We start from the raw sequence: 22,652 nt of genomic DNA on the forward strand, positions 1-22,652 counted from the left end.
GCGGCTGTTAGTCCGAGTGTCTTGGGACTGATCACGCACTGCGTAAAAAAGCAATCGCACTCATACGTTCCAAAATGAGTAGCTACCAACTAGCAAAGGAGCGAGGCGATCTCTTCATCTTCATGCAAGTCATTTCCCCGATTTAGGTGGTAAAAATACACCTTTAAAAGAAAAACCTAAATATAGACGAAATAAATAAACTAAAAATGACTTTATAGTTAATAAATGATATGTCAGGTCAAAAACATACTCTAAAATTTGTAGTATATAAATATTACAAATAGAGACTTTGGTTAAAGAAAACGGGTAAAGGTGCTTATTTCAAAGGACTTGTACAAAATTTTCCCGTGCTTGTCTTGCTTTCACGCCAAATGATGTCTTATCGGAATAATCCGCTTTTTAATCGCTATCCTGCCATGAAACTATAGAGTCATTTTTAGTTTATTTTTTGAGAGTGGTGGTAGTGTCTTTTCGATAAAAGGTATCGGTTGAGGAATATGCTGACTAGTTTAATGTTTTAAGCAGTTTCACTACGTATTAATAGACGTAACATAACTAATAAAATAGTGGAATAATGCGAAATTTTTCTAATCAATTTTAAGAGAGTGTTCTGATTTGAAATATTGATTTTTTCATTTTCTGAAATATGTAGCAAGCAAATATCTAATTCTTCAAAGAACTGTGACTCTTCAACATCGAGAACTACAGGTAAATCTTTTCTGATAGAGTTGTTGACCTTTCTGATTGTAGAGATGTAGTATTCACGAGCATTTAGCCCAAGCAATGCAAGGAGTTTATCATTACTTTTATGCTTGAAGTATGTCATACTAAAAATCAGCAGTAAGAAGAACTTGCAGATTAATCTTGCCTTTAATCCATTAGAAAATTGTAGTTGGGATTTAATAATTGCACCAAAAAAATCTCCATGTCGGTTCTCATCTTCACTCCATGATTTATAGAAGCTAAAAAGAGGATAGATGGAGTATTCAGGATGAGATTCTAAATGCTCGAAAATGGTTATGTAATAACAGCTAGAAATTCTCTCAGACAGATAGGTAGAGTAGATAAACCATGAAAAAGGTAGAAAAATATATTTTCTATGTTCTTTCTTTAGAAAACCTAATCCAGGTTTAATATGAAAATCTAAGAGGGCTTTATTTAAAAAACTAGCGTGACGGGCTTCATCACGAGACATCAGGGAGAATCCACTCGAAAGGACGCTGTTTGTTTCCTTAAGTTTATATGATAATTCTTTGTATAGGATAAACCCTGAGTACTCAGCAGCACAGTACATTTCCAGAAGTTTAATTATGAGTTCTCGCGCCTCACCTTGAATGTGATCCCAAGACTGCTCAAATTTCTCGTCACGTATATACTTGTCTTTAGTGTAGTCGTTCTTTAGATTGGCGATAGCAGTACTAAAAGCTCCTTGAAAACTTGAGGTATCAGTACTAGAAAATTTTTTGATGTTAGTTGTATAAAATCCTGGGAAAATGAGAGTTTCTTTCGCTAAAATCTCAGTGTTTGACTGTGTGTTTTCAACATATCCCATATTCTAAATCCTCTATTAAATGTCAGTCTTGATACTATTCCAATAGAATAACCTAAGCTTTATTTCTCGCCTTTTTCTGCACCCTCACAGACATTAGTGCAATTACCTTAACCTGATTTTATGCGCTTTTTTGGACTTTTTGACCGTCATCCCTCAAGGATGTTGCTGCTCATAATTGGAGAACTTTTCACCCAGATATTATGGTTGTGATAAAAATCACCACGCTGCTCTAATGTAAATCCACCCAGCAATAATCCCAACCAGACTTCTACCATCGGCATTTGCAACACACGTTGCAGTTTAACCAAAGAAATCTCATCTTTGACATTGATCAGGTAATTAGCGATTGCACTTTGCCATTTTGGTACATCTTCATCTGATGCTAGGTTGCGAACATCTTCTAAAGTTGTCACCTCATCGAGCATTGCCAAAACATTCGCTTTTTCAACAGGTGCTGCTACAGAATCACACAACTCAGTAGGAGATGAAAATTGGTGTGGCCCGTGTGGTTTAAAGGTTTGTGGTATTTGCGGTTCAATCAAATCATCTAAATCTAGGTGCATTTTTGTCCGCACCAGACCAGCAAAGAGATCGGTGCTAACAACAGGCCCCAAAAGACTATTGCGGTCGCGGGTATCTTGCAACAGCACTTCGGCACGAGACTTGAGAATATCCGCAATTTGGCTGAAGGCAAGCGCTGCGGTTGATAACTGTGCCTCCAAGGGTAAACTTTCTAGCTCGGCATCCAAACAATCCCACATAGCATCAAGAGAAGAAGTTGGTGGAGATTCAGACAACTCATCCAGCACATCCCAAATTGTTAATTGGCGGTATGTGGTCATTGAAGAAATTCAGGATTTAACGGGCAGGGTCGCACTGGGCAGTAACTTGAAGCAATCTCAAACATATCTTTATATTGATACAGTGAAACACTGTATTGTTTTGCAAAAGCCTGCAACACCTGATCTGTATAGGCGCGGATCTTGCCAGCCGTTAGTCCAAAGCAGTGAATTGGTTCTAAGCGACAAATAGGCTGTTGCCCCAGCCAGAGTTCTGCGCCCAAGGCGTGCAATGGTTTATCCCCTAGTTCTTTATACAAATACAGCACTGCAAAATATGTTGCTGGTGGTTCGACTGCAATTGCATCAATTTCTGCTGAATTCTTCTGGGAGCGGTGGCGGTAAAACGAACGGCGATTATGACAGATTTTGGGATTCCAACACCCGTCCCCTTGTGGCCCATGCAGTAGTTTTGCTTGAGTTGTTGGTAGTTTGGAGCATAGCTGACACTTGGGGTCTAACGGCTTCGGCATACCTTACTCCGCTTCTTCGCCAATCGCGCGATAGTAAGCAGCGATCGCAGCTTCTTGTTCGCTGCGAAGGGTATAGCGCCGAAACGCTTTCTCGCTTTGATGTCCTGTTAATTTTCGTGCATGGCTGGGGTCAACTCCCAATAGCAATAAGTCAGTAGCATAGGTGTGGCGAAAGGAGTGAGGGTGCAAATCCTCAATGTGAGCTATTTCACCAATTTTTTCCACAGCAAAGTAAATGCCGTGATAACTCAAGCGTTCACCTTTGTATGAAGCATGGTGTGAAATCATCAGTGGGCTAAGGCTGGTCAAAACCTCTCCTTGCTGTGAGCGCGTAAGCAAATACTCTGCTAAAACTTCCCGGCTCTCTTTTCGCAGTGGAACTAAGCGTGGTTCATTGGTTTTGGTGTCTGGTAAAAACAGCAGTTTGCCATCAAATGAGCCAACATTTAGCTGCACAACTTCCCCAGCCCGAAGTCCATGACTGAGAATGTGGACGAGTGCTGTATCTCGTTGCTTTGTTTCTCCCAATAATTCCAACGCTGACCAAACCCGTTCCATCTCTTCTGGGGTTAAACTCTGGGCTGGTGGCAGTGGTACTTTTTCCAGTTTTATCCCCAGTGTGGGATTAGTAGCAATAATTTCAGGATATGTATAGCACATCCATTTGAAAAAGCTTTTGAGTGCCGCAATTGAGGCATTGATGCTGCTTTTTGAAAGGGGATTACCTGCGTCAGTCCGCAGTTCATCCCGCAGGTATTCTTTATATAGCGCAAGATGACGTGGACGCAGTTCATGATAGTGCAGCTCACTCCAAGCCAAAAACCGCTTCAGTTCGCGTTCGTAAAGCTTGCGGCTGTTGGGTGCGAGATTGTTGCTGCGTAAAAATTCTAGAACTTTTACCCACCGAATATCGGTTGGTGGTCTTGTACTAGCCGTGCGCCCAGAGAGTGATGCCGTTTCAGCGTTCAGAGGAATAAGTTTAATCGGAGGTAAATTATTTAGTTCAGGGTTATTCACAATAATTATGCGATCGCACTGGGTGGCTCTGAATTTAAAAATTCAGTATACACGAATTCGGTGTGAAGACAAAATAAGGTACTCTTATCTTTTATCCGATATAAACTCCGATTAATACCTTTTCTCCAGATGCCCCAGTATCTAAAGTATTAATTTATACGTAAAATACGTAGGCTTAGTGAAATTTTGCCGCAGACTAGAATGGCACGCTTGTTATGGCTGGCTAGCTCAAAGCCTTGTCTGATACCAATTCACAATTCACAATTCGCAAGTCGCAATGGGCTAACGCCCCGCTCCGTTAACGCAATTAAAGAACTTAGATACAGCAAGGTTTTCAGAGTTTACATCTGCATAAAATTTTTCGTTACATGGTATGAATGTAGAGGAATAAAAAAGTTCAACAATAAATAATAAAGTCCAACAATAAATAAAAAAGTTCTACAATTTCTGTTAGGTGCTTTATCCCGCTTCAGGCATCCGTCCATGAATCGCTCGCAAGTCTTACCGCCGTGCGATCGCTACATTATTAATTACTAGAGCGATTGCCTCCGGCGGGGCGTAGCCCATCGCGCCCACATTTGGGTAGGATTACTTTCCTAATTGTTCAACTTTTTTATTTGAGTTTGGTGTCTCTGTATTGAAAAAGTGGTAGAGTGATCCCTTTTCCATCCCCAAATTGTTCAACTTATTTTTACGTGGACTTGCACCCAACCACGAAAAATCAATGCTTTGAGAGACTAGAATTGTTTAACTTTTTTATATGCTTACAATGACAAGTAATTTCACTTTATCTGCGAATTGCTGTGGCTGAAATCCCTATAAGTTCGTTGCCGCAATTTCACTTTATCTACGAACCCCCACTTATTATTACGTTGAAAAAATTTCGCTAAGGAAGCAAACTCACTATACAAACACTGTCAGGAGAGCAAAGCATAACAAAGTTCTAAATGGTGCCGAAAGTAATACCCTGTTGTTTGAGCCACTGACGGTATGCAATAGAATAGCGATCGCTCGGTAAATGTACTTCTGCTTGCAAATTTAAAGGTAAGCGTCGGGGTTGCTGGGAATTGACAATGGCAATATCTTGACTAGCAACAAGATTTTGAATATTTAGATAGACTTCAACTGGAATTTCACGGGCGCTGTTTACCATTAACCAGTATTGGGCCACGCACTCATCTTCATCAACTGGCGTAATTGTATAGAAGACATTTAGACGATGCTCTCCAGGTCCGAGTTTAAAGTATGCCACTAGCGGACGGAAGATACGGTAATGGTAAGTGTTGAAAATCATTGGCGCTTCTTTCGGATTAGCCGAACTAAAATCTAGTTCCCACAAACCACATTTGAAACTAATCTGATCTCCAAGAGACTCTAATTCATAATGCGTCAACTCAGGACGACTAGCGTGGGCGAATAATCCTGAATGCATAATTGGGAAGTGTGCCGGATCGATAAAATTTTCCAGCGTCCGCAGGGGGCTAGAGTGATAGTGGTAAGGGCCACAGAAAATTTTGCGATAAACCGGATTGTCCCACTCAGAAAATGGAGCTATATCTTGTTTTGGTGTTCCTAAACAAACCCAGAGCAAATCGTAACGCTCAAGAAGTTGGTAAGTTTTAACACAAGCTCGTGCGGGAGGCGATTGGTCTGGATTAGCTGGAGCTAGTATACATTGGCCTTCGCTGTTAAAGGCTAAACCGTGGTACGAACAGACAAGGGTCTGTTTATTGACATATCCCAAAGAAAGACGAGCGCCACGATGAGGGCAAAGGTCTTGCCAAGCTAGAACTTTGTCGCCATTATGCCAAAGTACTAAATCTGAGCCTAATAAACGTTTGTGCAGAACTGTTCCAGGTTGGAGGTCTTGCGAGCGGGCTATTACATGCCAATCATTCAGCAAAATCTGGTCTTGCACCATGAGTATCGACACCCTTGAGGTCAAATACCTATATCTTAATCAGAGTGAACATGAAATTTGAACTTGATTTTGTCAGCGATCTGGTACGCTGGGCGCTTGCTTTTCGCTACCATCAACTACAGAAATCATCCACGCGGATATCCCGCCAGACATCAGAAACCTGCCAGCCGGAATTACCCACAGATTGTACTGGAGGATTATCAAGCAATGGAATATAGTCAGGAACTCTAGGCTCTGAAATCGCTACTGGTTTCTCCTCAACCTCAACCACAGGGGCTGGAGAATTGACAGTATTAGCCTCAAGAAGTTGGTCTTCTGCTTCTTCGATTAACTTCATCTGTCTCAGGGTGAGCTTGTCGGATTTTTTGATGATTTTCTTAATATCTGTATCATTAGAAGTTTTCATTGGCTGTTCCCTTGAAGGCATTGGCTTAAAATTTGTCTGAGTAAAGCTGCAAGAAGATAGGTATAAATAATTTGCACAGAATTAACAAGGTACACCAAATCTATGGGAAATACGAGTCCCAAATTGTAAGAATTTATTAATTGGACATAAATATCTTTTTCGGGCAGATGCTTAAAAGCGATCGCAGTAGGATCATTTTCTAGAAGTCAAAATTCTTTTGGGTTTTTGACATACGTTGATCTGTACCAATGCCATCGCTACGATTCAAAATACGCCTTTAGAAGAAACCATGACGGCACTCGCTGAGGTAGTGCGTTAGGGAAAAGCTCGTTACATCGGCTTTAGCGAATGGAAAAAGTTTTTGCCAAAAAGCTAGGGCTTTTGCTCTATAAGGAGAACCAAGTTCTTAATTTTGGATAAAGTCGAGCTTAGTGGCTATTCATAAAATCATTTATGGAAATGCGATCGCCATACAGCCAATGTTCATACTAGCTAAAATAAATCTTAGAGTAGGCAATAAAAATTAATAAACATCAAAAATGTTTGAGAAAGAAGTCAATGTCAGAGATAGTTTTCACTCAAAACAGGCTGGGGGCGGCAGTGATCCGAATAGTTTTGATTGTAAAGAAACATGGTATCCCATCCATTACCTAGAGGACTTAGACAAATCAAAACCAACGCCTTTTACAGTGCTGGGAAGAAATATTGTAATTTGGTGGGATAGACTTGCCCAATCTTGGAGAAGCTTTGAAGACCAGTGTCCTCATCGTTTAGCACCGTTGTCTGAAGGCAGGATTAGTGACGATGGACTTTTGGAATGTCCCTATCACGGTTGGGCTTTTTCTGGAGATGGAAATTGTCAAAGGATTCCTCAACAAGTCAAAGGTGGAACAGCAGACACATCAAAACGAGCTTGTGTGGCATCATTACCAACTATTGAAAAGCAAGGGCTGCTGTTTGTATACGTTGGTGAATATGAAAATGCTGCCAAAACTGAAGTCCCAATAATTGAACCATTAGAAGAATCTCCCGAAGGATGGGTTGTAATTAATACATTTAGAGATGTACCTTATGACGCATTAACACTATTAGAAAATATACTAGACCCTAGCCACATATCGTTTACACATCATAAAACGGTAGGAAATAGGGCAAATGCAGCACCTTTGGAACTTGAAGTGATTGAATCTGGGAAACATGGATTCAAAGGGATTTGGAAACAAGGTTTGAAACCAGGGCAATCAGGAAAGTTGTCTACAACCTTCGTCGCTCCAAGTTTAATGTGGCATGACATCAACTCCCCGCGTGGTAGAATTCTAACCGTTGTTTATGCTACACCCATACGCAAAGGAGAATGTCGTGTATTTGCACGTTTTCCTTTTAAGTTTCCTGATAAACTTCCAGGTTGGTTTATTAAGCTCAGACCGCGTTGGTATTACCACATTGGACAAAATGGGGTTTTAGAAGACGATCAAATTTTTCTCCACTATCAAGAAAGGTATCTTGAAGCTAAAGGAGGTAGCCCTAACTTTACTAAAGCCTTTTACCTTCCAACCAAAGCAGATAGTTTTGTATTTGAATTGCGTCAGTGGGTAAACCAATATAATGCTGAACCATTTGGCAAAGAGACTTTTTCTCCCCCATTGGCAAAGTCCGTGCTTCTGGAGAGGTATCATTCTCATACGGAAAAATGTGCCAGTTGTAGCTCGGCGCTTTCTATTATTGAGCGATTGAGATTTGGGAGTGGAGTTGCAACAGTACTTACTTTGGCTTGGACTCCAATGCTTTTTTTATTTTTTCAGACAACATCAGTTGTAGTAGTTGTGATTGAAACTCTAGCTCCCTTAATTTTTGCACTAGCATGGCTCGGACTAAGTAAGTTAGTTATTCAGTTTTATGATGGACGAACCTTACCTCCACGAAACCGACCCGAAAAAAACTGAAATCTAATAATACCAGAAATATATGAGTAAGCTCATCTTAATTACAGGCATAAGTAAAGGTCTAGGTTATGCGATGACCGAAGGTTTTATTCAACAGGGACATACTGTTATTGGTTGCGCCCGTTCATCAGATGCAATCGATAAAATACGCCAAAAGTTTAGTGCGCCCAATGATTTTACATCTGTAGATGTGGCAAATGAACAACTTGTAAAAAAATGGGCAATAGAGGTACTTCAAAAGTATTCACCGCCAGATATAGTAATTAATAATGCGGCAATTACCAATTACCCAGCACCTTTGTGGGAAATACCATCTGAAGAATTTTCGGATCTTATAGATATCAATATCAAAGGAGTAGCGAATATAATTCGCCATTTCGTACCAGCAATGGTGAAAAAGAAACGGGGTATTATTGTTAACTTTAGTTCAGGTTGGGGACGCTCGACTTCAGCCCAAGTTGCACCATACTGCGCTTCCAAGTGGGCAATCGAAGGATTAACTCGTTCTTTGGCACAAGAATTGCCAACTGGTATGGCAGCTATACCCCTCAATCCAGGTATTATTCATACTGATATGCTTTCTATTAGCTTTGGAGAAGAAGCTGCTAATTATATACCTGTGTCTGATTGGGTATTAAAAGCTGTTCCGTTTATTCTCAATTTAAAACCCAAAGATAATGGGATTCCTTTAACCATTTCATAAAATTGGTCATGCGTGAATTGCTTTGACTGTATATTAACCAATGCAACAGCGATGTCTACGACGGGCTGCGCCTACGCAATTGGCTCAATGTGGTTCAGTTAAGAAAGTTTTTCTGTGAAGGCAAGGGAACAGTTACGAAAAAGCAGGCTGATTTCAACTGTATTGGTTTATCGCCCAGAGGCACAGGAAATTAGTACAATTTTTGAATACTGGAGTTTTCATTTTTGAAAAAGCATTTGAGCCAAAGTCTACCTATAGCGCCAAGCCGGAAACTGAAGATTACGATCCTAACAGTAGGTTCAAGAGGAGACTTGCAACCATACTGTGCTTTGGCTATTGGGTTGAAACGTGCGGGGCATGAAGTAACCGTAGCAACGCATGAGAACTTTGAGTTATTTGTGAGGAAGTTCGATTTAAAGTTTGCAGCGATCGCTGGCAATATGGAAGAGTTTATGCAATCGAAACAAGGGCAGCGATTGATTGCGGGAGAAAAGTTGAAAAAAGAAGAGGCAGATAAGCTTTTGCTTCAACAGTTGCAGTCTGCTTGGGTAGCGTGTCAGGGAAGTGAGGTAATTATCTACACGCCGCTAGCTATTTTTGGATATCATATCGCAGAGAAATTAGGCGTACCTTGCTTTTTTGCATCAGTTCTACCGTTGACTCCTACAGGGATGTTTGGGTTTTTGAGGTTTGCTCAAACAACTAAAAACCCGCTAAAGAAAGCGATAAATTATGGCAGCTACTTACTAGTAGAGTTTTTGCACTGGCAAAGATATCGTCAACTGCTCAATCACTTCAGAACAGAAACTTTGAAATTGCCGCCCTTACCATATTTGGGCAGACGCTTCAGACGGAAGACTCCGGCGAATGTATCAAGAATCCCTGTATTGTATGGATTTAGTTCACACGTCATCCCAAAACCCCGTGACTGGCCTGCATGGGTGTATGTAACTGGGTTTTGGTTTATTGACCAAGCCTCCGAATATGAGCCACCCCTGGAACTAGAGGATTTTCTGGGACGAAAGCAATTGCCTTTATGTTTTGGATTTGGGAGCATGACGATGCCCAATCCAGAATATCTTACACACTATATCGTGGAAGCCTTAAAGAAAACACATCAAGGTGGGATTATATTATCAGGCTGGGGTAATGTTGGAAGAACGGTGAATATAAAAGATTCGCTACGAGTGTTTGTGATCAAGGAAGTTCCGCATGATTGGTTATTTCCTCAAGTGCCAGCAGTAGTACATCACGGAGGAGCTAGTACAACGGCAGCAGTGTTACGTGCGGGGACACCATCAGTTACCGTACCCTTTTTTGCAGACCAGCCGATTTGGGGAGAAAAGCTAACTGAGTTGGGAGTCAGCCCACAACCGATACCGTACAAGAAAGTGTCAGAAAAAACTTTAGCAGCAGCGATTGAAATCGTACTGGGCGATGAGGCGATGCAGAAAAAAGCCCAGGAGTTAGGTGAGAAAATCAGGGATGAAGATGGTGTGGCGAATGCTGTTGAAGCATTCCATCGGCATTTGGGGTTGATTGGGTGAGAAATCCCACACAATTAAAATACATCATCACACCCACAACAGCAGTAAATGTCCCAAGTTAAAGTTGATACCGTACTCTGTGTCAACGGCAGTGTCCTAATGGTTTTTTACACGCCAGGGCATTGTTGGGAATTCCGTATCATCAGCCGCACGGGTGGGATATTCGGGGAACAAAAGATTTATTACACGGCGGAGGCAGCTTTGAGGATTGGGCTAGAGTGGTTGCGGGATGAACGGTAATGAGTGCTTAGACGATCCAGGGTCAGCATTAATGGTAAGAGACAATCGTTTTTAGTCAAGGTGAATTGCTTGAAATTGTATAGCGATTTTTTAATTTGTTGCTCCACTAACTATGTGGAGGTGAATTAATGGAAAACAAAAGTTGGCGATCGCTACAATCAATATTTTCAGCACTTATACAGAGGCGTGAATACCTGATATTGTATAAAATAAATCTTAGTGAAAAGGTAATAAATGTACTTTTATATACTCTAATGAAATAAGTAACTCAGTAGAGTATTTTTTTTAGAGTCACTGCCCTTGAGAAATCGTCTTGTCTTGTTGCAACCCAACAAAACCTCGTTCTAACAATCATGAATTAAAAACGTATTGCTCATGGTTTATGTCATTATCATTACCTGAAGGAAGCTATTATTCCCATATTAGTTTATCTTGATTACACAAATATAAGCTGCCAACCAATGAGGAAAATTGCTATGTCTGCAAAAATATGGCTAATGTATCCAATCCAAATTGAACGATAATTTAAGTAGCACCATGACCATATAATACCTGCAATAAACACGCCGCAGGAGCATAATGCTGTTGCACGCCAGTCGAAGTAAGCTGCTAAACCAATAATATGGTGAATCGTAAAAAACAGTGCAGACAGTATTACAGCTAAACGACTTGATACTAAAATTTCACACTGACGATAAACAAACCAACGCCAGACAAATTCCTCAAGCAAAGAGTTAATAAATATCCAATATCCTGCACCTAGTAAATAAATATTAAAGCTACTGAATCCAACTAGCCTTGCTCGTTCTCGAACATATTCAGTATCAATCCACCGCCAGCCCAATAGCCAATAAACAGTTAAGATAACAAATAACATTATTAATCCTAATCCAACTCCAGCCAGCAAGTCGGCTCTTTTAGGATATTGAATTTTTAAAGCATTTTTATCGACAAAAGACAACCAAATAACTGGAAATAATAGAAGCCATACTTTTGATAGTAAAGCTACTAAGTATCCTTCTAATCCGGGTAGGAAGTACAATTGGGTTGCAACACCAATACTTGAAGCTGGCACGAGTAGCATCAGTGCTAGTAATGCCTTTTTTTCTAAGGTTATTTGGAGCATATTAAAAATTTAACCTATCAGAAAATTAGAACAAACAGTATTTAAAACAGCCCAGAAATGAACGATAAAATCACTATTGAGATTGAATTGGGGTAGTTACTATGTTTATTAATCATTGGAATTTTACTGTAAGATTTATATAAAATAATATCCATGCAAATTACCTAACTAAGCTAAATTAAGACTAACAATAAACATTCAAAACCTGCCCTAATTAACATGGCTATTTTGTACCAGAATTAATCAACATTACAGCTACCCCAATAATTACTCTTGGTATGAAGCTAGAGACTGCTGTGAAACATCCAGTAGATGTGGCAAGTAGTTTTTGGTTTTAGGTAAACTTAACTATGTTGTGATGTAAATCAGTAGTGCAAAAGAAATAATGACGCACAATCTACTAATAATTATTATTGTGGTAAATTTGTATAAAAGTATTTACATTAAGGGATTAAAATTAGGGATATAAATCTTTAAAAACATTGTATTGCAACTAATTAAATAAGGTAATTGATTAGGTTGACACTCTTGTAAGTGGATACTTTTTAAAAGGATATATCTCTTAAAAATCAATCTAATTACCTGCTTGCTTATGTGACACTCGCTGTTTTGGCATAGGGTTGTTGTATCTAAATTAGTCTTAACAATAACCAAGGTTAATATTTCAGCATTTACCCAATCAAGAATGAGTTTAATGGAATAAGGGATAGTGCCCAAGATAGTGATTGTTCCCACTACCGTACCAAGAAAAATGTTGTGTGTGATGTCACACTTTGATGGTAAGTGTGAGCAATGACGCATTTACCCGAACATCACCTCAGAACGAATAATTGGTATTTGAAAATAGTGCTAATGTACTATAGCGCTGGTAACATAGTATTTTACTAAGCACCAGTTAGCCTAACTTTCTAATGCTTCACTCTCCTTCCAAGTGAGAAAAATAGTTCACGTAGACATGGATGCCTTCTACGCATCGGTAGAATATAGGGACAACCCTAGCTACCGAGGCAAACCGTTAGTCGTCGGTGGCAGCCCGAATCAGCGAGGCGTGGTTGCAGCCGCCAGTTATGAAGCTCGTAAGTTTGGGATTCACTCAGCAATGCCGTCAATAACAGCGATCGCAAAATGCCCCGGACTGATATTTGTCAGACCGAGATTCGACGTTTACAGAGAGATTTCCACTTCAATCCACGCTATCTTTAAACGCTACAGCGATTTAGTGGAAGGGGTTGCACTAGATGAAGCATATCTAGATGTTACTGAGAACCGACAAAATATCCCCTACGCTTCTACTATCGCAAGACACATCAAAACTGCGATTTCCCAGGAAACTCAGTTGACGGCAACCGCAGGCGTGTCAATTAACAAGTTTCTTGCAAAAATGGCATCAGGGCAGAACAAGCCCAACGGACTAACCGTGATTTTACCGGAGGATGCGATCGCATTTGTAGAGCAACTGCCAATTGAGAAGTTTCACGGCATTGGAGAAGTTACAGCAGCGAAAATGCATTCACTCGGCATTCACACTGGCGCAGATTTGAAAGAGCGATCGCTGACTGAGCTAACACAGCATTTTGGTAAAGCAGGTAATTATTACTACAAGATTGCCAGAGCAGAAGATGACCGCCCAGTTGAGGCGAATCGAATTCGCAAATCGATTGGTGCAGAAACCTCGTTTGCACAGGACTTAAGCGATGTTGGTCAGATGTTGCAGGAACTTGAACAGATCGCCCAGATAGTGGAGCAAAGGTTAGAGAAGCATGAAACACGAGGCCGCACATTAACGTTAAAAGTCAAGTTCTCTGACTATCAGTAGTTAACCCGCAGTAAGACAATGCTTGCTCCCATCAGTGAACTCTCTACGATTTTTGAGATAGCCAAAGCGCTGTTTGAGTCGATTGATCTGGAAAACCGCAGTATTAGGTTACTGGGTATTTCCTTATCCAACCTGGATAATGCCAAACAAACCCAAGTAATTCAATTGCCACTATTCCAAAATGCAGGCATTATATTTTAGCGTAGGCTAGCAAGAACCGCAGGCATAGTGCTGTTTAAATACTGACTCACCCACGACATAGATCATCAACTCTCAACTCGCGCCACACGTCTGACGGTTGCCACCCAGAGTTACCAACAGAGCGTAGGGGGCGATAGTGTTCAGAAATGTATTCGGATTCGGAAACGTAGTCTTCAATGTACACAGGTGGATTGGGTTCAATTACTGGTTCAGGAATATTTTGATTCTCAGGAATCTCAATGGGTTCAATCGGTGGTGGGGTTACTTCTGTTTTCTTGCGAACTGGGTTAGGGTTTTTTTTGATGAGTCGTTTCATATCTATAGGAATCATTCGGCTTTCCACAAAGAACGGATATCCCAGAATACAAGAACTTATCAGCGAATCAGAGACATTTTGCCATAAAGTTGTATGGGCGTGGATTGCTTTTTAGGGACGGGAGCGGAGCGCGATGCCGAATAGTCTGCTAATGAAGGTGGTCTTATTATTAAATGGGAGCGCAAGATTAAAAGAAAGCTAATACAGTTTATTGAATATGGATACTCATATCCCAGAATGCATTTGTCCAGTATTAAATAATTATTTGTTGTCATTACAAATCGAACTTCTAGGTCTGATAGTTGGCTACTATGTTTACCCTCTGCAAAAGGAGTATTGCGCTACAGTCTACAGCTTCTAAAAGCGTTAGCCTCAATTGTAGCAAGCATAAATCCTGATCACCAGTTAAACTCCTCGCACAGGCATTTAAGCAATGGCAAAAATTCAGCAGACTTGGCAACGTTGGATTCCTGGACTTTTTGAGAAAGTAGTAAAACGTGGAGAAACATTGGAGTCGGGAGCAGAAGTTACTAAAGCTGCTTTGGAATTTGCGATCGCTCTGGGTGTACTAGCAACTGTACCATCAGCACCAGTCGTTGCAGCTGGGTTAGCATTTGTAGGAATTGGACGGAAAGGCTTGGCATTTCTACATGAGAGAACAAATCAAAAACTTGAGATAGAAGAATGGGTAGCTTTTGCTTGTCCATTGGCTTATATAAATAGTTTTAATGCTTTAGTTGAGAGAAACGTTTGGTTACAGGAAAAACTGAATGCAGAGCTAAAAGAGCAGGAGGTTAAGCCTCAGTTTAGCCAATTGCCCCAATTGGAATTAGATAATAATAAAGCTGAAGAAGCATTAAAGCAGTTTCCAACTTCAACATTAGGACAAGCTTTAAATCAAGAATTATCTACTTACTTAGAAGCAAAAGGGATTAGATCAGAGATTGCATCTTTAGTCACAGGATGGGTTGCCTGGGATACATATAATTATATCAAGCAGTTTTTATCATACGAATTAGAAGATGTGCGTCAAACCTTAAGTTTATTGATAACGGCAGCACCAGAAATAAGAGCTATTGAAAAATATGCCAGCATTGAGTCATACCTGAAAGAGGAGATATCGCTATCACCCAGTGACCCGTTACTAATGGAAAGATGGAAGGTAATAGGTGAAAAATTTAAAATACCGGAAATCTATGTGCCACTGAAAGCTCAATTGTTAGATAACAATGGCAAACCTAAAGAAAAGTCAATTGTTGATTTTGAGAATTGGGTAACAGAGCAACTGAATAAATCTGAAACAAATAGGCAAGTTATTTTTATTCAAGCAGGCCCAGGGCGAGGCAAAAGTGTCTCTTGTAAAATGTTTGCAGAGCGGGTAAGAAAAGAACTTCACCCAATTTGGACACCAATACTAATTAGGCTAAGAGACATAGATACTTTTGAGCCAAATATCGAAAATACTCTTCGTGCGGCTATCAGGGAAAACTTTGCTAACCGAGATGATTGGTTAAGCGATCGCAATACTCGATATTTATTTATATTAGACGGTTTTGATGAATTACGTTTTGAAGGAAGAACAGCAAAAGGAATAGAAGATTTTCTTGGGCAAGTAGGAAACTACCAAGCACAAAGAGTATGTAGGCATCAATTCATAGTGACTGGAAGAGAGTCAGCGTTGCATGGAATTGAAAATCGGCTACCAGCTAACTTAGTTAGGTTAGAAATAGCATTAATAGATGACCAAATCCAGACGCAATGGTTATCAAAGTGGGGTAGATTAGTTGGGCAAGATAAAGTATTAGAGTTTCAAAAGTTTCTCAAAGCAGATAATTGCCCTGAGCGTGTTAAAGAATTAGGGCGAGAACCACTTCTACTATATCTTTTAGGGGCTATGCACCGAGATGATGAGTTAAATATCCAAATGTTTGGAGGTGCTAATGATGCTCAAGCTAAAATAATAATCTATCAAAAAACACTAGATTGGGTTTTAACGAAACAACGCCCTGAAAAACTTAATCAAGAGCTTACAGAATTTGATACAGAAGATTTGCGCCTGATTTTAATTGAAGCGGGGTTATGTGTTACTCAGTCTGGAAGAGAATGGACTTCAATCAAAGCAATTGAAGAACGGCTAAAAAATGATAAATCAGCTAGAGATTTACTGGAATCAGCACAAAATAAGCTTAGTGGTGAAAATCCTTTAAGAAATGCGTTAGCAGCATTTTATCTAAGACCAGCAAAAGCATCATCATCAACAGAGGGTGCTGTCGAGTTTATTCATAAGAGTTTTGGTGAATTTCTCTGCGCTCAGAAAATAAAAGAAAGCTTGAAACAGTGGACAGAAATATCTTCTAAAAGTAGGCGTGAGAGATATGTTACTGATGATGACAAGCTAGCAGGAGAAATCTATGATTTATTTGGCTACGGTGGATTGACAATAGAAATTGTAGGGTATTTGATGGCTCTGCTTGATCCTAAAGAGAAGTTTCAATACTTAAAATTATTTGAACGATTAGAAGATTTCTATATTTATTGGTGTAAAGGAGAATTTATAGATATAGATGACAAAACAACATTACCTCAAGAGAAAGCAAAAAATCTAAAAATACAAGGGGATAGGAAATTAGGTCAGCGACAAGTTGATATATTTACTGGCTTAAATGTAATGATTCTTCTCTTAGAATTACACCGTTATGCTCAGACTCAAAATGAACTAAAGGATAATATTGTCTTTTATCATTGCGGTAAAAAAGACAGCGATAATTTTGATCAGCAGCGATTGCTTCGGATTATTGGATATAGCAACAGTGTCGCCGTAAGTACTTTTTCAGAAACTGTTGGTTATTTCCTCTCACGCGCTAACCTCGAAGGTGCTATCCTCTCTGGCGCTATCCTCTCTGGCGCTAACCTCTCTGGCGCTAACCTCAAAGGCACTAACCTCAAAGGCGCTATCCTTGATGGTGCTAACCTTGATGGTGCTAACCTCTCTAGCGCTAACCTCTCTGGCGTTAACCTCGAAGGTGCTAACCTCGAATGTGCCATCCTCGAAGGTGCTAACCTCGAAGGTGCTAACCTCTCTAGCGCTATCCTCCCTGGTGCTATCCTCCCTGGTGCTATCCTCTCTGGCGCTATCCTCTCTGGCGCTGACCTCTCTGGCGCTAACCTCTCTGGCGTTAACCTCTCTGGCGCTAACCTTGATGGTGCTAAACTCAGAGGCGCTAACCTCAGAGGCGCTAACCTCAGAGGCGCTAACTTCTCTGGCGCTAACCTCTCTGACGCTCACCTCTCTGACGCTCACCTCAGAGGCGCTAACCTCTCTGACGCTCACCTCAGAGGCGCTAACCTCTATGGCGCTAACCTCTCACGCGCTAACCTCTATGGCGCTAACCTCTCACACGCTAACCTCTATGGCGCTCACCTCAAAGGCGCTCACCTCAAAGGCGCTCACCTCAAGGGCGCTAACCTCAAAGGCGCTGACCTGATACGTGCTGACCTCTCTGACGCTCACCTCTCTGACGCTGACCTGATACGTGCTGACCTGATACGTGCTGACCTCTCTAACGCTAACCTTAATGGCGCTGACCTCTCACGTGCTAACCTCTCTGACGCTAATCTCTTAGGTGCTAAACTTTTGGGTGCTAAACTCTTGGGCGCTAACCTCTCTGACGCTAACCTCTTAGGTACTAACCTCTCTGACGCTAACCTCTTAGGTGCTAAACTTTTGGGTGCTAAACTCTTGGGCGCTAACCTCTCTGACGCTAACCTCTTAGGTGCTAAACTCTTGGGTGCCAAACTCTTGGGCGCTAACCTTGTCAATATTTCTTGGGATGAAGATACAGCCTGGGATAATGTGGAAGGATTAGATACGGCACGAAACGTTCCAAAAAAATTGCTTTCTCAATTAAACTCAACTGCTCAACCCTCGGCTTCAAAAGACACTCCACCGCCAACCTGACCCCACCGCCCCCGATAGAATTCCTGCTGTAACCCCGACAAAACCGCCAGCACCCCAAGTTCCGACCAATCCCCCAAATCTTCGCTGTGCAGAGATACCCGGTAATAGCCGCAGGGGATGCGATGTGTTCGACAAGCCGCAAAGCGTCTAAGAACTGTACAGGAAAACCTGATGAGTGGCACTTCTCGATTTATACAGACGACGATGATTTAATTGGCAGACAGTGCAACAAGTCGTTGAAATGCCGATGGTACAGGAAGATTTGCCAACTGCTGGCGGATTATCTCGACACACTCCGCCGAACTGAATAAGGAGGTATCAACTTCCATATCATAAATACCAGGGATGTGAACTTCGCTCTGCCATAACTCAATCGGATGTGGCGCTGGGGAGCCGGGAACAGTATCCATGTTCTGGCCTGTATTCCATCGTCTTTCCATAATTACCTCAATTGGGCAACGAACACCCACGAACAAAACGGGTAATCCATTTAAACGCCGAGCGCAATTGACCAGAATACCCCGCTTGATGGCGTATGCGTCATGATGTCCGACATCAACAACGACATTGATCCCCAAACGGCTGTGAGCAGCAATAGATTCATACATCGCACTGTACAAAATGGGAATCAAAGGTTCAATATCTTGGCGTTCTCCCCCTGGTCGCAGACCAATTCCCGGCAAAAATCTTGCAGGAGTCATCTGCATAAACCCATCGACCCCCAAGTTCATCCATAGACCATTAAATGATTCTTGAATGGCTGTGGCAATACTCGACTTGCCTGAGCGTGGAGTACCATTGAGGATGATAATCTGCCCCAGATCATGCGTCTGTTCCATGATTTCTCCGAGCATAGTTGATAAAAATGTAAATAAATTACTAACTCCGGTCTGCGATCGCTTCAACTCGATAAAATTTAGATTTTGACGGAGAAAACAGATTTAAATGGGACGCTCACAAGGTTCACCATACTGTCGATAACCAACTCGTTTGAAGGCAGAAATCATCCGCTCGTTACCCACCCAAGTATCACAAAACACTCTCCAAACGCCTACTTCTTGTAATGTACGTGTTCCTTGTGACAAAAGATCGTTTGCAAAACCATATCCTCGATACTGGGGCAGAACGCCAATATCGTAGATAGTTCCTTCCTCTTTGCCATCCTTGGCGCATCCTGTAAAAATAACTGGAAGCACAAACCTTACAATGTCGCCATTTTGATTAATTCCAAACTGCCACCAGTCATCTTGATACCAGAAGTCATCTTTGGCCAAATTGAGATATTTCTCAATCTCTTGGTACGGGGAAGTTGCTGAAATTTTCCGTTGATGACTGGCATCGGTTGATGAAGCCATGACACGCATCACAACACTGATTAATGAATTGTCGCCCATCGCCTCAACCCGCTTAAAAACTAATCGTGCTGGAACTTCAATTAACGGTTTTGGCTCCTCCCAGACAAAGGGGACTTTGAAATAAGTTTGTTGATTCATAAGTGATAGCAACAGATATCTGTAAGCTGCACCTTTTATCCTAGACGATACTACATAATTAGCGTGGCAGATGGTAATTGAGCTTTTATTTATTCTTTCTACAAAGCGTTTAATCACCCGCTCCCATCAGTGAACTATATTACCTTTGTGTGAGTTATTCGGGGTAATAATGGGATGCCGCAGATTGGCAAATGTAAACCATTGGTTGTCACGCATCTGGCTGGGTTACATCGTGGGTGCTGTTGATGCTGGCGCTTAACTCTTGTGTGACGGCAGTTTCAATATGTTTCGTTATTTCTGCATAAAACACGAAACTCTAGCTGAAGAATATTACATATCAAACTTCTATATAAACCAGGGGACAACACTTTAAAAGTCCCCTATTTTATGACTATGAGAGTTATTGAAACAGAGCGTTTAGTTCTTCGTCGGCTGACAGTTGAAGATAGCAAGTTCATTCTTGAGATATTGAATGACCCTTTGTGGTTGCGCTTTATTGGTGATAAAGGTGTGAGAACTCTCGATGATGCTCGTGAATATATTTTGAAGAATCCGATCGCTATGTATGAGCGTCTCGGCTTCGGACTGTATTTGGTTGAGCTAAAGGAAAAGAGCGTGTCGATTGGAATTTGCGGTTTGATAAAAAGAGATTCCTTGGAGGATGTAGATGTTGGGTTTGCTTTTCTTCCTAAGTTCCGGGGAAAAGGATACGCCTATGAATCTGCTTTTGCTGTTATGATGTATGGGAGAAGAACCTTCGGCTTAACTCGTATTGTCGCTATCACTACACCGGACAATTATGGTTCAGCAAAGCTGCTCAAAAAACTAGGACTAAGCTTTGAGCGAATGATTAAACTATCTGATGATAGTAAAAGTGTTAGTTTGTTCATTTCTGATGTCTAACAATTGGGGTGCAGCGGATTTAAGAAAGCCACTCGTGTTGAGTTGGACTTTTTAGCAACCTCTGACCGCAGCCGTTATGCCGCGAATTTCAGTTACTGTCGTAAGGATTTCACAAGCTCATCAATGACTGCAATTGTGTGTCTGAATTATCTCCCAATTCTTGTTGTAGTTGGGATAGTTGATTTTCTAACGCTTCAGCAGTATGAATGAGATTTGACTCTTGGGCTATTTTTAGCTGGGTTTCTTTAATAGAGATTTTTCTCACTAGTTCATTCACTGCATCGACTGAATCATCATTTTCAGTAATCATGGCTTCATCACGAATATCCGTTTTTAGCAGAAATAATTGCTACAAAGCTTGCTATGTATGAATAAAATTAGCTACATTTTTCATTTTACACAAGTATATTAAAAAAGATATTTCCTTTCAAAACTTGCTTGAGTGATACCAATGCAGACACAGGTGTTAGAACTAGAAAAAATCGCTGACAAAATTAGAAAACTATTCGCACTGAGCCAATCTCCCAACGAAGCAGAGGCAAGCGCCGCCGCAGCTAAAGCCCAAGAAATGCTAACCCGGCACAATTTATCAATTGCCTCACTCCATGATTGGACACCTCAACCAGTAGAAGAAGAAGTGGTTCGCCAGTTCAAACGTATGACATCATGGAAATTTATTTTACTAAGTGGTGTTTGTTGGGGGAATTACTGCTGTGCGATCACTAGACACTACCATAGCGGGTCTAAAATGATTATCTTAGGGCGAAAAGTGAATATCGTCTCTACTCAGATTCAGTTTGAGTATCTTGAACAAACTATTGAACGACTGGCGAAACTTGCTCAAGGCAATCGCGCTTTTAGAAATGCTTTTAAATTAGGTGCTGCTAATAGACTTGTAAGTAGGATTCTTGAGAATCGCGATCAACAGAAAAATCAAGGGATTTCTGGAACTACTGAGTCAGTTGCAGTACCCGCCATTATCGTGCAAGCGCTCTATGAAAAACTAGAATCTGAGTTAGAAGCATATCTAAATAATGTGAAAGTTAAACAAATGGCGTTACCATCGTGTGGTTCAAAAGACGGATATTTCTCTGGTATATCTGCGGCTGATTCTGTCTCTCTTAATCGCCAAGTTAATAGCAGTCAACAGCACTATCTACCAGGTTAATTAAGACTTATCACGTCTGCTAATTAATCTTTTGAGACATTCCTAAACTGCCCAAAATCTCCTTTGGCTATTGGGTAGTATAACCGAAAGTTAAAGATAATTTTTAGGGATTGCTCAGACGGGCTAACATCCCTAAACCTAAACCAAAGATTAAGGTAAGTCTCAAAATTAGCACAGTGTGCAACTGACTAAAAAATGGAAGTAATTGATTTTTTACTGCGACTGAACTAAAAGCACCAGCCCAAGCGATACTTAGTACTACCAATAAAACTACATATAACGTTATTCCTCCACTAAAAGCTAAAAGTAAAATTCCAGTTACACCGTGGCTTAATATGTAACACCAACCTAAAGTTTTAGCCCAACTGATAACGCCAAAAATTTTCCAAGCAAAAGTGCGAGTCAATGTTAAAGTCAAAAATATTAAAGTAACTCTGGATAAAGTAAAGGCACTGCCCTGCTGTAAAGCCTCATCCCAAACTGCTGTCCAAGCAAATAACCAGCCTAGCATTACATAGCAAGAGAAGCTAAACACCAGTTTTATCCAAACAATATATATTGCAAACATTTCTAAATTAACCTTACTTATTAATAAATATTTGAACAAATAGTATTTAATATATGAACCATCAAAATAATCCATAATAACTCGTTATTAGTGATAATGATTCTTGTAACTTATTGAGCAACAGTTTATAATATTCTATAAAGATGATAAAGAAAAATGATTAAGCCTAAAAATGTGTATCGCGGACACTCAATGGAAAAAGTTGGTCATGGTAAAAGAGCGGAATTTAAAACAACTATCAACGAAAAAGAATGGTCTGCTGTGACTGAATTAGAGGTAAAAACAGCAATTGATGCTTGGATTGATGAAGGAGTAGAGCCTTAGTTATTGCCTGCATAGCTTAAAAATGCCCTGGACAATCCGAATCGAATCGATAGCCCATCACCGTAAAATCGAAACTCGACCAACTCACCTAATCGAAACATAGGTTTTTCTTTAGTGTTCGGTTGTAAGTTGCCTGTG

General features: G+C 40.7%; 21 protein-coding genes and 2 pseudogenes. 10 read left to right on the forward strand and 13 right to left on the reverse strand.

Annotation, left to right across the window (positions count from 1 at the left end; all coding sequences use genetic code 11):
* Window positions 1-517 precede the first annotated feature (517 nt).
* From acsF to ACFFRD_RS03910, 6 genes are all read right to left on the reverse strand, one after another.
* Entirely contained in the window at window positions 518-1,552 is a 1,035-nt protein-coding gene (gene acsF, locus ACFFRD_RS03885; RefSeq protein WP_392476418.1) for a magnesium-protoporphyrin IX monomethyl ester (oxidative) cyclase, read from the reverse strand.
* Window positions 1,553-1,698: 146 nt separating this feature from the next.
* On the reverse strand, window positions 1,699-2,394 hold the full coding sequence (locus ACFFRD_RS03890; RefSeq protein WP_392476420.1) for a hypothetical protein: 696 nt from the start codon (window positions 2,392-2,394) through the stop codon (window positions 1,699-1,701).
* Window positions 2,391-2,864: a hypothetical protein gene (locus ACFFRD_RS03895; protein WP_392476422.1), complete on the reverse strand. Its 474-nt coding sequence runs from the start codon at window positions 2,862-2,864 to the stop codon at window positions 2,391-2,393. The genes ACFFRD_RS03890 and ACFFRD_RS03895 overlap by 4 nt, the downstream gene beginning before the upstream one ends.
* A 3-nt stretch (window positions 2,865-2,867) precedes the next feature.
* Window positions 2,868-3,884 carry a tyrosine-type recombinase/integrase gene (locus tag ACFFRD_RS03900; RefSeq protein WP_392476762.1) on the reverse strand — a complete coding sequence of 339 codons (1,017 nt, stop codon included), beginning with the start codon at window positions 3,882-3,884 and terminating at the stop codon, window positions 2,868-2,870.
* Window positions 3,885-4,824: 940 nt separating this feature from the next.
* Window positions 4,825-5,802 carry a Rieske 2Fe-2S domain-containing protein gene (locus ACFFRD_RS03905; RefSeq protein WP_392476424.1) on the reverse strand — a complete coding sequence of 326 codons (978 nt, stop codon included), beginning with the start codon at window positions 5,800-5,802 and terminating at the stop codon, window positions 4,825-4,827.
* A 112-nt stretch (window positions 5,803-5,914) separates the two neighbouring features.
* A complete protein-coding gene (locus tag ACFFRD_RS03910) occupies window positions 5,915-6,208 on the reverse strand; it encodes a hypothetical protein (RefSeq protein ID WP_392476426.1) in 294 nt (97 codons plus the stop codon).
* 231 nt (window positions 6,209-6,439) lie between these two features.
* Here ACFFRD_RS03910 and ACFFRD_RS03915 point away from each other — a divergent pair.
* The 5 genes and pseudogenes from ACFFRD_RS03915 to ACFFRD_RS03935 form a co-directional block, all read left to right on the forward strand.
* Window positions 6,440-6,524: pseudogene (locus ACFFRD_RS03915) on the forward strand (aldo/keto reductase); the annotation flags it as partial.
* Between the two features lie 223 nt (window positions 6,525-6,747).
* Window positions 6,748-8,151, forward strand: a complete 1,404-nt coding sequence (locus tag ACFFRD_RS03920; protein WP_392476427.1) for a Rieske 2Fe-2S domain-containing protein — start codon at window positions 6,748-6,750, stop codon at window positions 8,149-8,151.
* A gap of 22 nt (window positions 8,152-8,173) precedes the next feature.
* On the forward strand, window positions 8,174-8,854 hold the full coding sequence (locus ACFFRD_RS03925) for an SDR family oxidoreductase (RefSeq protein ID WP_392476428.1): 681 nt from the start codon (window positions 8,174-8,176) through the stop codon (window positions 8,852-8,854).
* Window positions 8,855-9,078: 224 nt separating this feature from the next.
* Entirely contained in the window at window positions 9,079-10,401 is a 1,323-nt protein-coding gene (locus tag ACFFRD_RS03930; protein ID WP_392476430.1) for a glycosyltransferase, read from the forward strand.
* A 48-nt stretch (window positions 10,402-10,449) separates the two neighbouring features.
* Window positions 10,450-10,641, forward strand: a complete 192-nt coding sequence (locus ACFFRD_RS03935; RefSeq protein WP_190965450.1) for a hypothetical protein — start codon at window positions 10,450-10,452, stop codon at window positions 10,639-10,641.
* Window positions 10,642-11,077: 436 nt separating this feature from the next.
* On the opposite strand, the gene ACFFRD_RS03940 is transcribed toward ACFFRD_RS03935, so the two are convergent.
* Window positions 11,078-11,767 carry a CPBP family intramembrane glutamic endopeptidase gene (locus ACFFRD_RS03940; RefSeq protein ID WP_163938674.1) on the reverse strand — a complete coding sequence of 230 codons (690 nt, stop codon included), beginning with the start codon at window positions 11,765-11,767 and terminating at the stop codon, window positions 11,078-11,080.
* Window positions 11,768-12,698: 931 nt separating this feature from the next.
* Here ACFFRD_RS03940 and dinB point away from each other — a divergent pair.
* Window positions 12,699-13,784: pseudogene (dinB, locus tag ACFFRD_RS03945) on the forward strand (DNA polymerase IV).
* Between the two features lie 46 nt (window positions 13,785-13,830).
* On the opposite strand, the gene ACFFRD_RS03950 reads toward dinB, so the two are convergent.
* The gene (locus ACFFRD_RS03950; protein WP_392476432.1) at window positions 13,831-14,115 is read right to left on the reverse strand and encodes a hypothetical protein; all 285 of its coding nucleotides are present in this window, start codon (window positions 14,113-14,115) and stop codon (window positions 13,831-13,833) included.
* 418 nt (window positions 14,116-14,533) lie between these two features.
* Here ACFFRD_RS03950 and ACFFRD_RS03955 point away from each other — a divergent pair, with 418 nt between their 5' ends.
* Entirely contained in the window at window positions 14,534-18,058 is a 3,525-nt protein-coding gene (locus tag ACFFRD_RS03955; protein WP_392476433.1) for a pentapeptide repeat-containing protein, read from the forward strand.
* On the opposite strand, the gene ACFFRD_RS03960 is transcribed toward ACFFRD_RS03955, so the two are convergent.
* From ACFFRD_RS03960 to ACFFRD_RS03970, 3 genes are all read right to left on the reverse strand, one after another.
* Window positions 18,019-18,240: a hypothetical protein gene (locus ACFFRD_RS03960; RefSeq protein WP_392476435.1), complete on the reverse strand. Its 222-nt coding sequence runs from the start codon at window positions 18,238-18,240 to the stop codon at window positions 18,019-18,021. The two genes, ACFFRD_RS03955 and ACFFRD_RS03960, sit on opposite strands and share 40 nt — an antisense overlap.
* Before the next feature lie 27 nt (window positions 18,241-18,267).
* On the reverse strand, window positions 18,268-18,897 hold the full coding sequence (locus ACFFRD_RS03965) for a chloramphenicol phosphotransferase CPT family protein (RefSeq protein ID WP_392476437.1): 630 nt from the start codon (window positions 18,895-18,897) through the stop codon (window positions 18,268-18,270).
* Between the two features lie 102 nt (window positions 18,898-18,999).
* Window positions 19,000-19,551, reverse strand: a complete 552-nt coding sequence (locus ACFFRD_RS03970; RefSeq protein WP_392476439.1) for a GNAT family N-acetyltransferase — start codon at window positions 19,549-19,551, stop codon at window positions 19,000-19,002.
* Between the two features lie 393 nt (window positions 19,552-19,944).
* On the opposite strand from ACFFRD_RS03970, the gene ACFFRD_RS03975 reads away from it, so the two are divergent.
* Window positions 19,945-20,454 carry a GNAT family N-acetyltransferase gene (locus ACFFRD_RS03975; protein WP_392476765.1) on the forward strand — a complete coding sequence of 170 codons (510 nt, stop codon included), beginning with the start codon at window positions 19,945-19,947 and terminating at the stop codon, window positions 20,452-20,454.
* 109 nt (window positions 20,455-20,563) lie between these two features.
* Here the strand turns inward: ACFFRD_RS03975 and ACFFRD_RS03980 are convergent, their stop codons facing one another.
* Window positions 20,564-20,764, reverse strand: a complete 201-nt coding sequence (locus tag ACFFRD_RS03980) for a hypothetical protein (protein ID WP_094333315.1) — start codon at window positions 20,762-20,764, stop codon at window positions 20,564-20,566.
* 141 nt (window positions 20,765-20,905) lie between these two features.
* Here ACFFRD_RS03980 and ACFFRD_RS03985 point away from each other — a divergent pair, with 141 nt between their 5' ends.
* Window positions 20,906-21,622: a DUF2786 domain-containing protein gene (locus ACFFRD_RS03985; RefSeq protein WP_392476441.1), complete on the forward strand. Its 717-nt coding sequence runs from the start codon at window positions 20,906-20,908 to the stop codon at window positions 21,620-21,622.
* 103 nt (window positions 21,623-21,725) lie between these two features.
* Here ACFFRD_RS03985 and ACFFRD_RS03990 read toward each other — a convergent pair whose 3' ends face one another.
* A complete protein-coding gene (locus ACFFRD_RS03990; RefSeq protein WP_335041435.1) occupies window positions 21,726-22,190 on the reverse strand; it encodes a hypothetical protein in 465 nt (154 codons plus the stop codon).
* A gap of 156 nt (window positions 22,191-22,346) precedes the next feature.
* Between ACFFRD_RS03990 and ACFFRD_RS03995 the strand changes: the two genes are divergently transcribed.
* Complete coding sequence (locus ACFFRD_RS03995) at window positions 22,347-22,514, forward strand: hypothetical protein (protein WP_167407684.1); 168 nt, start codon at window positions 22,347-22,349, stop codon at window positions 22,512-22,514.
* Window positions 22,515-22,652 lie beyond the last annotated feature (138 nt).

The organism is Nostoc sp. C110 (assembly GCF_043099725.1).
GTDB classification, from domain to species: Bacteria; Cyanobacteriota; Cyanobacteriia; order Cyanobacteriales; family Nostocaceae; genus Nostoc; species Nostoc muscorum_A.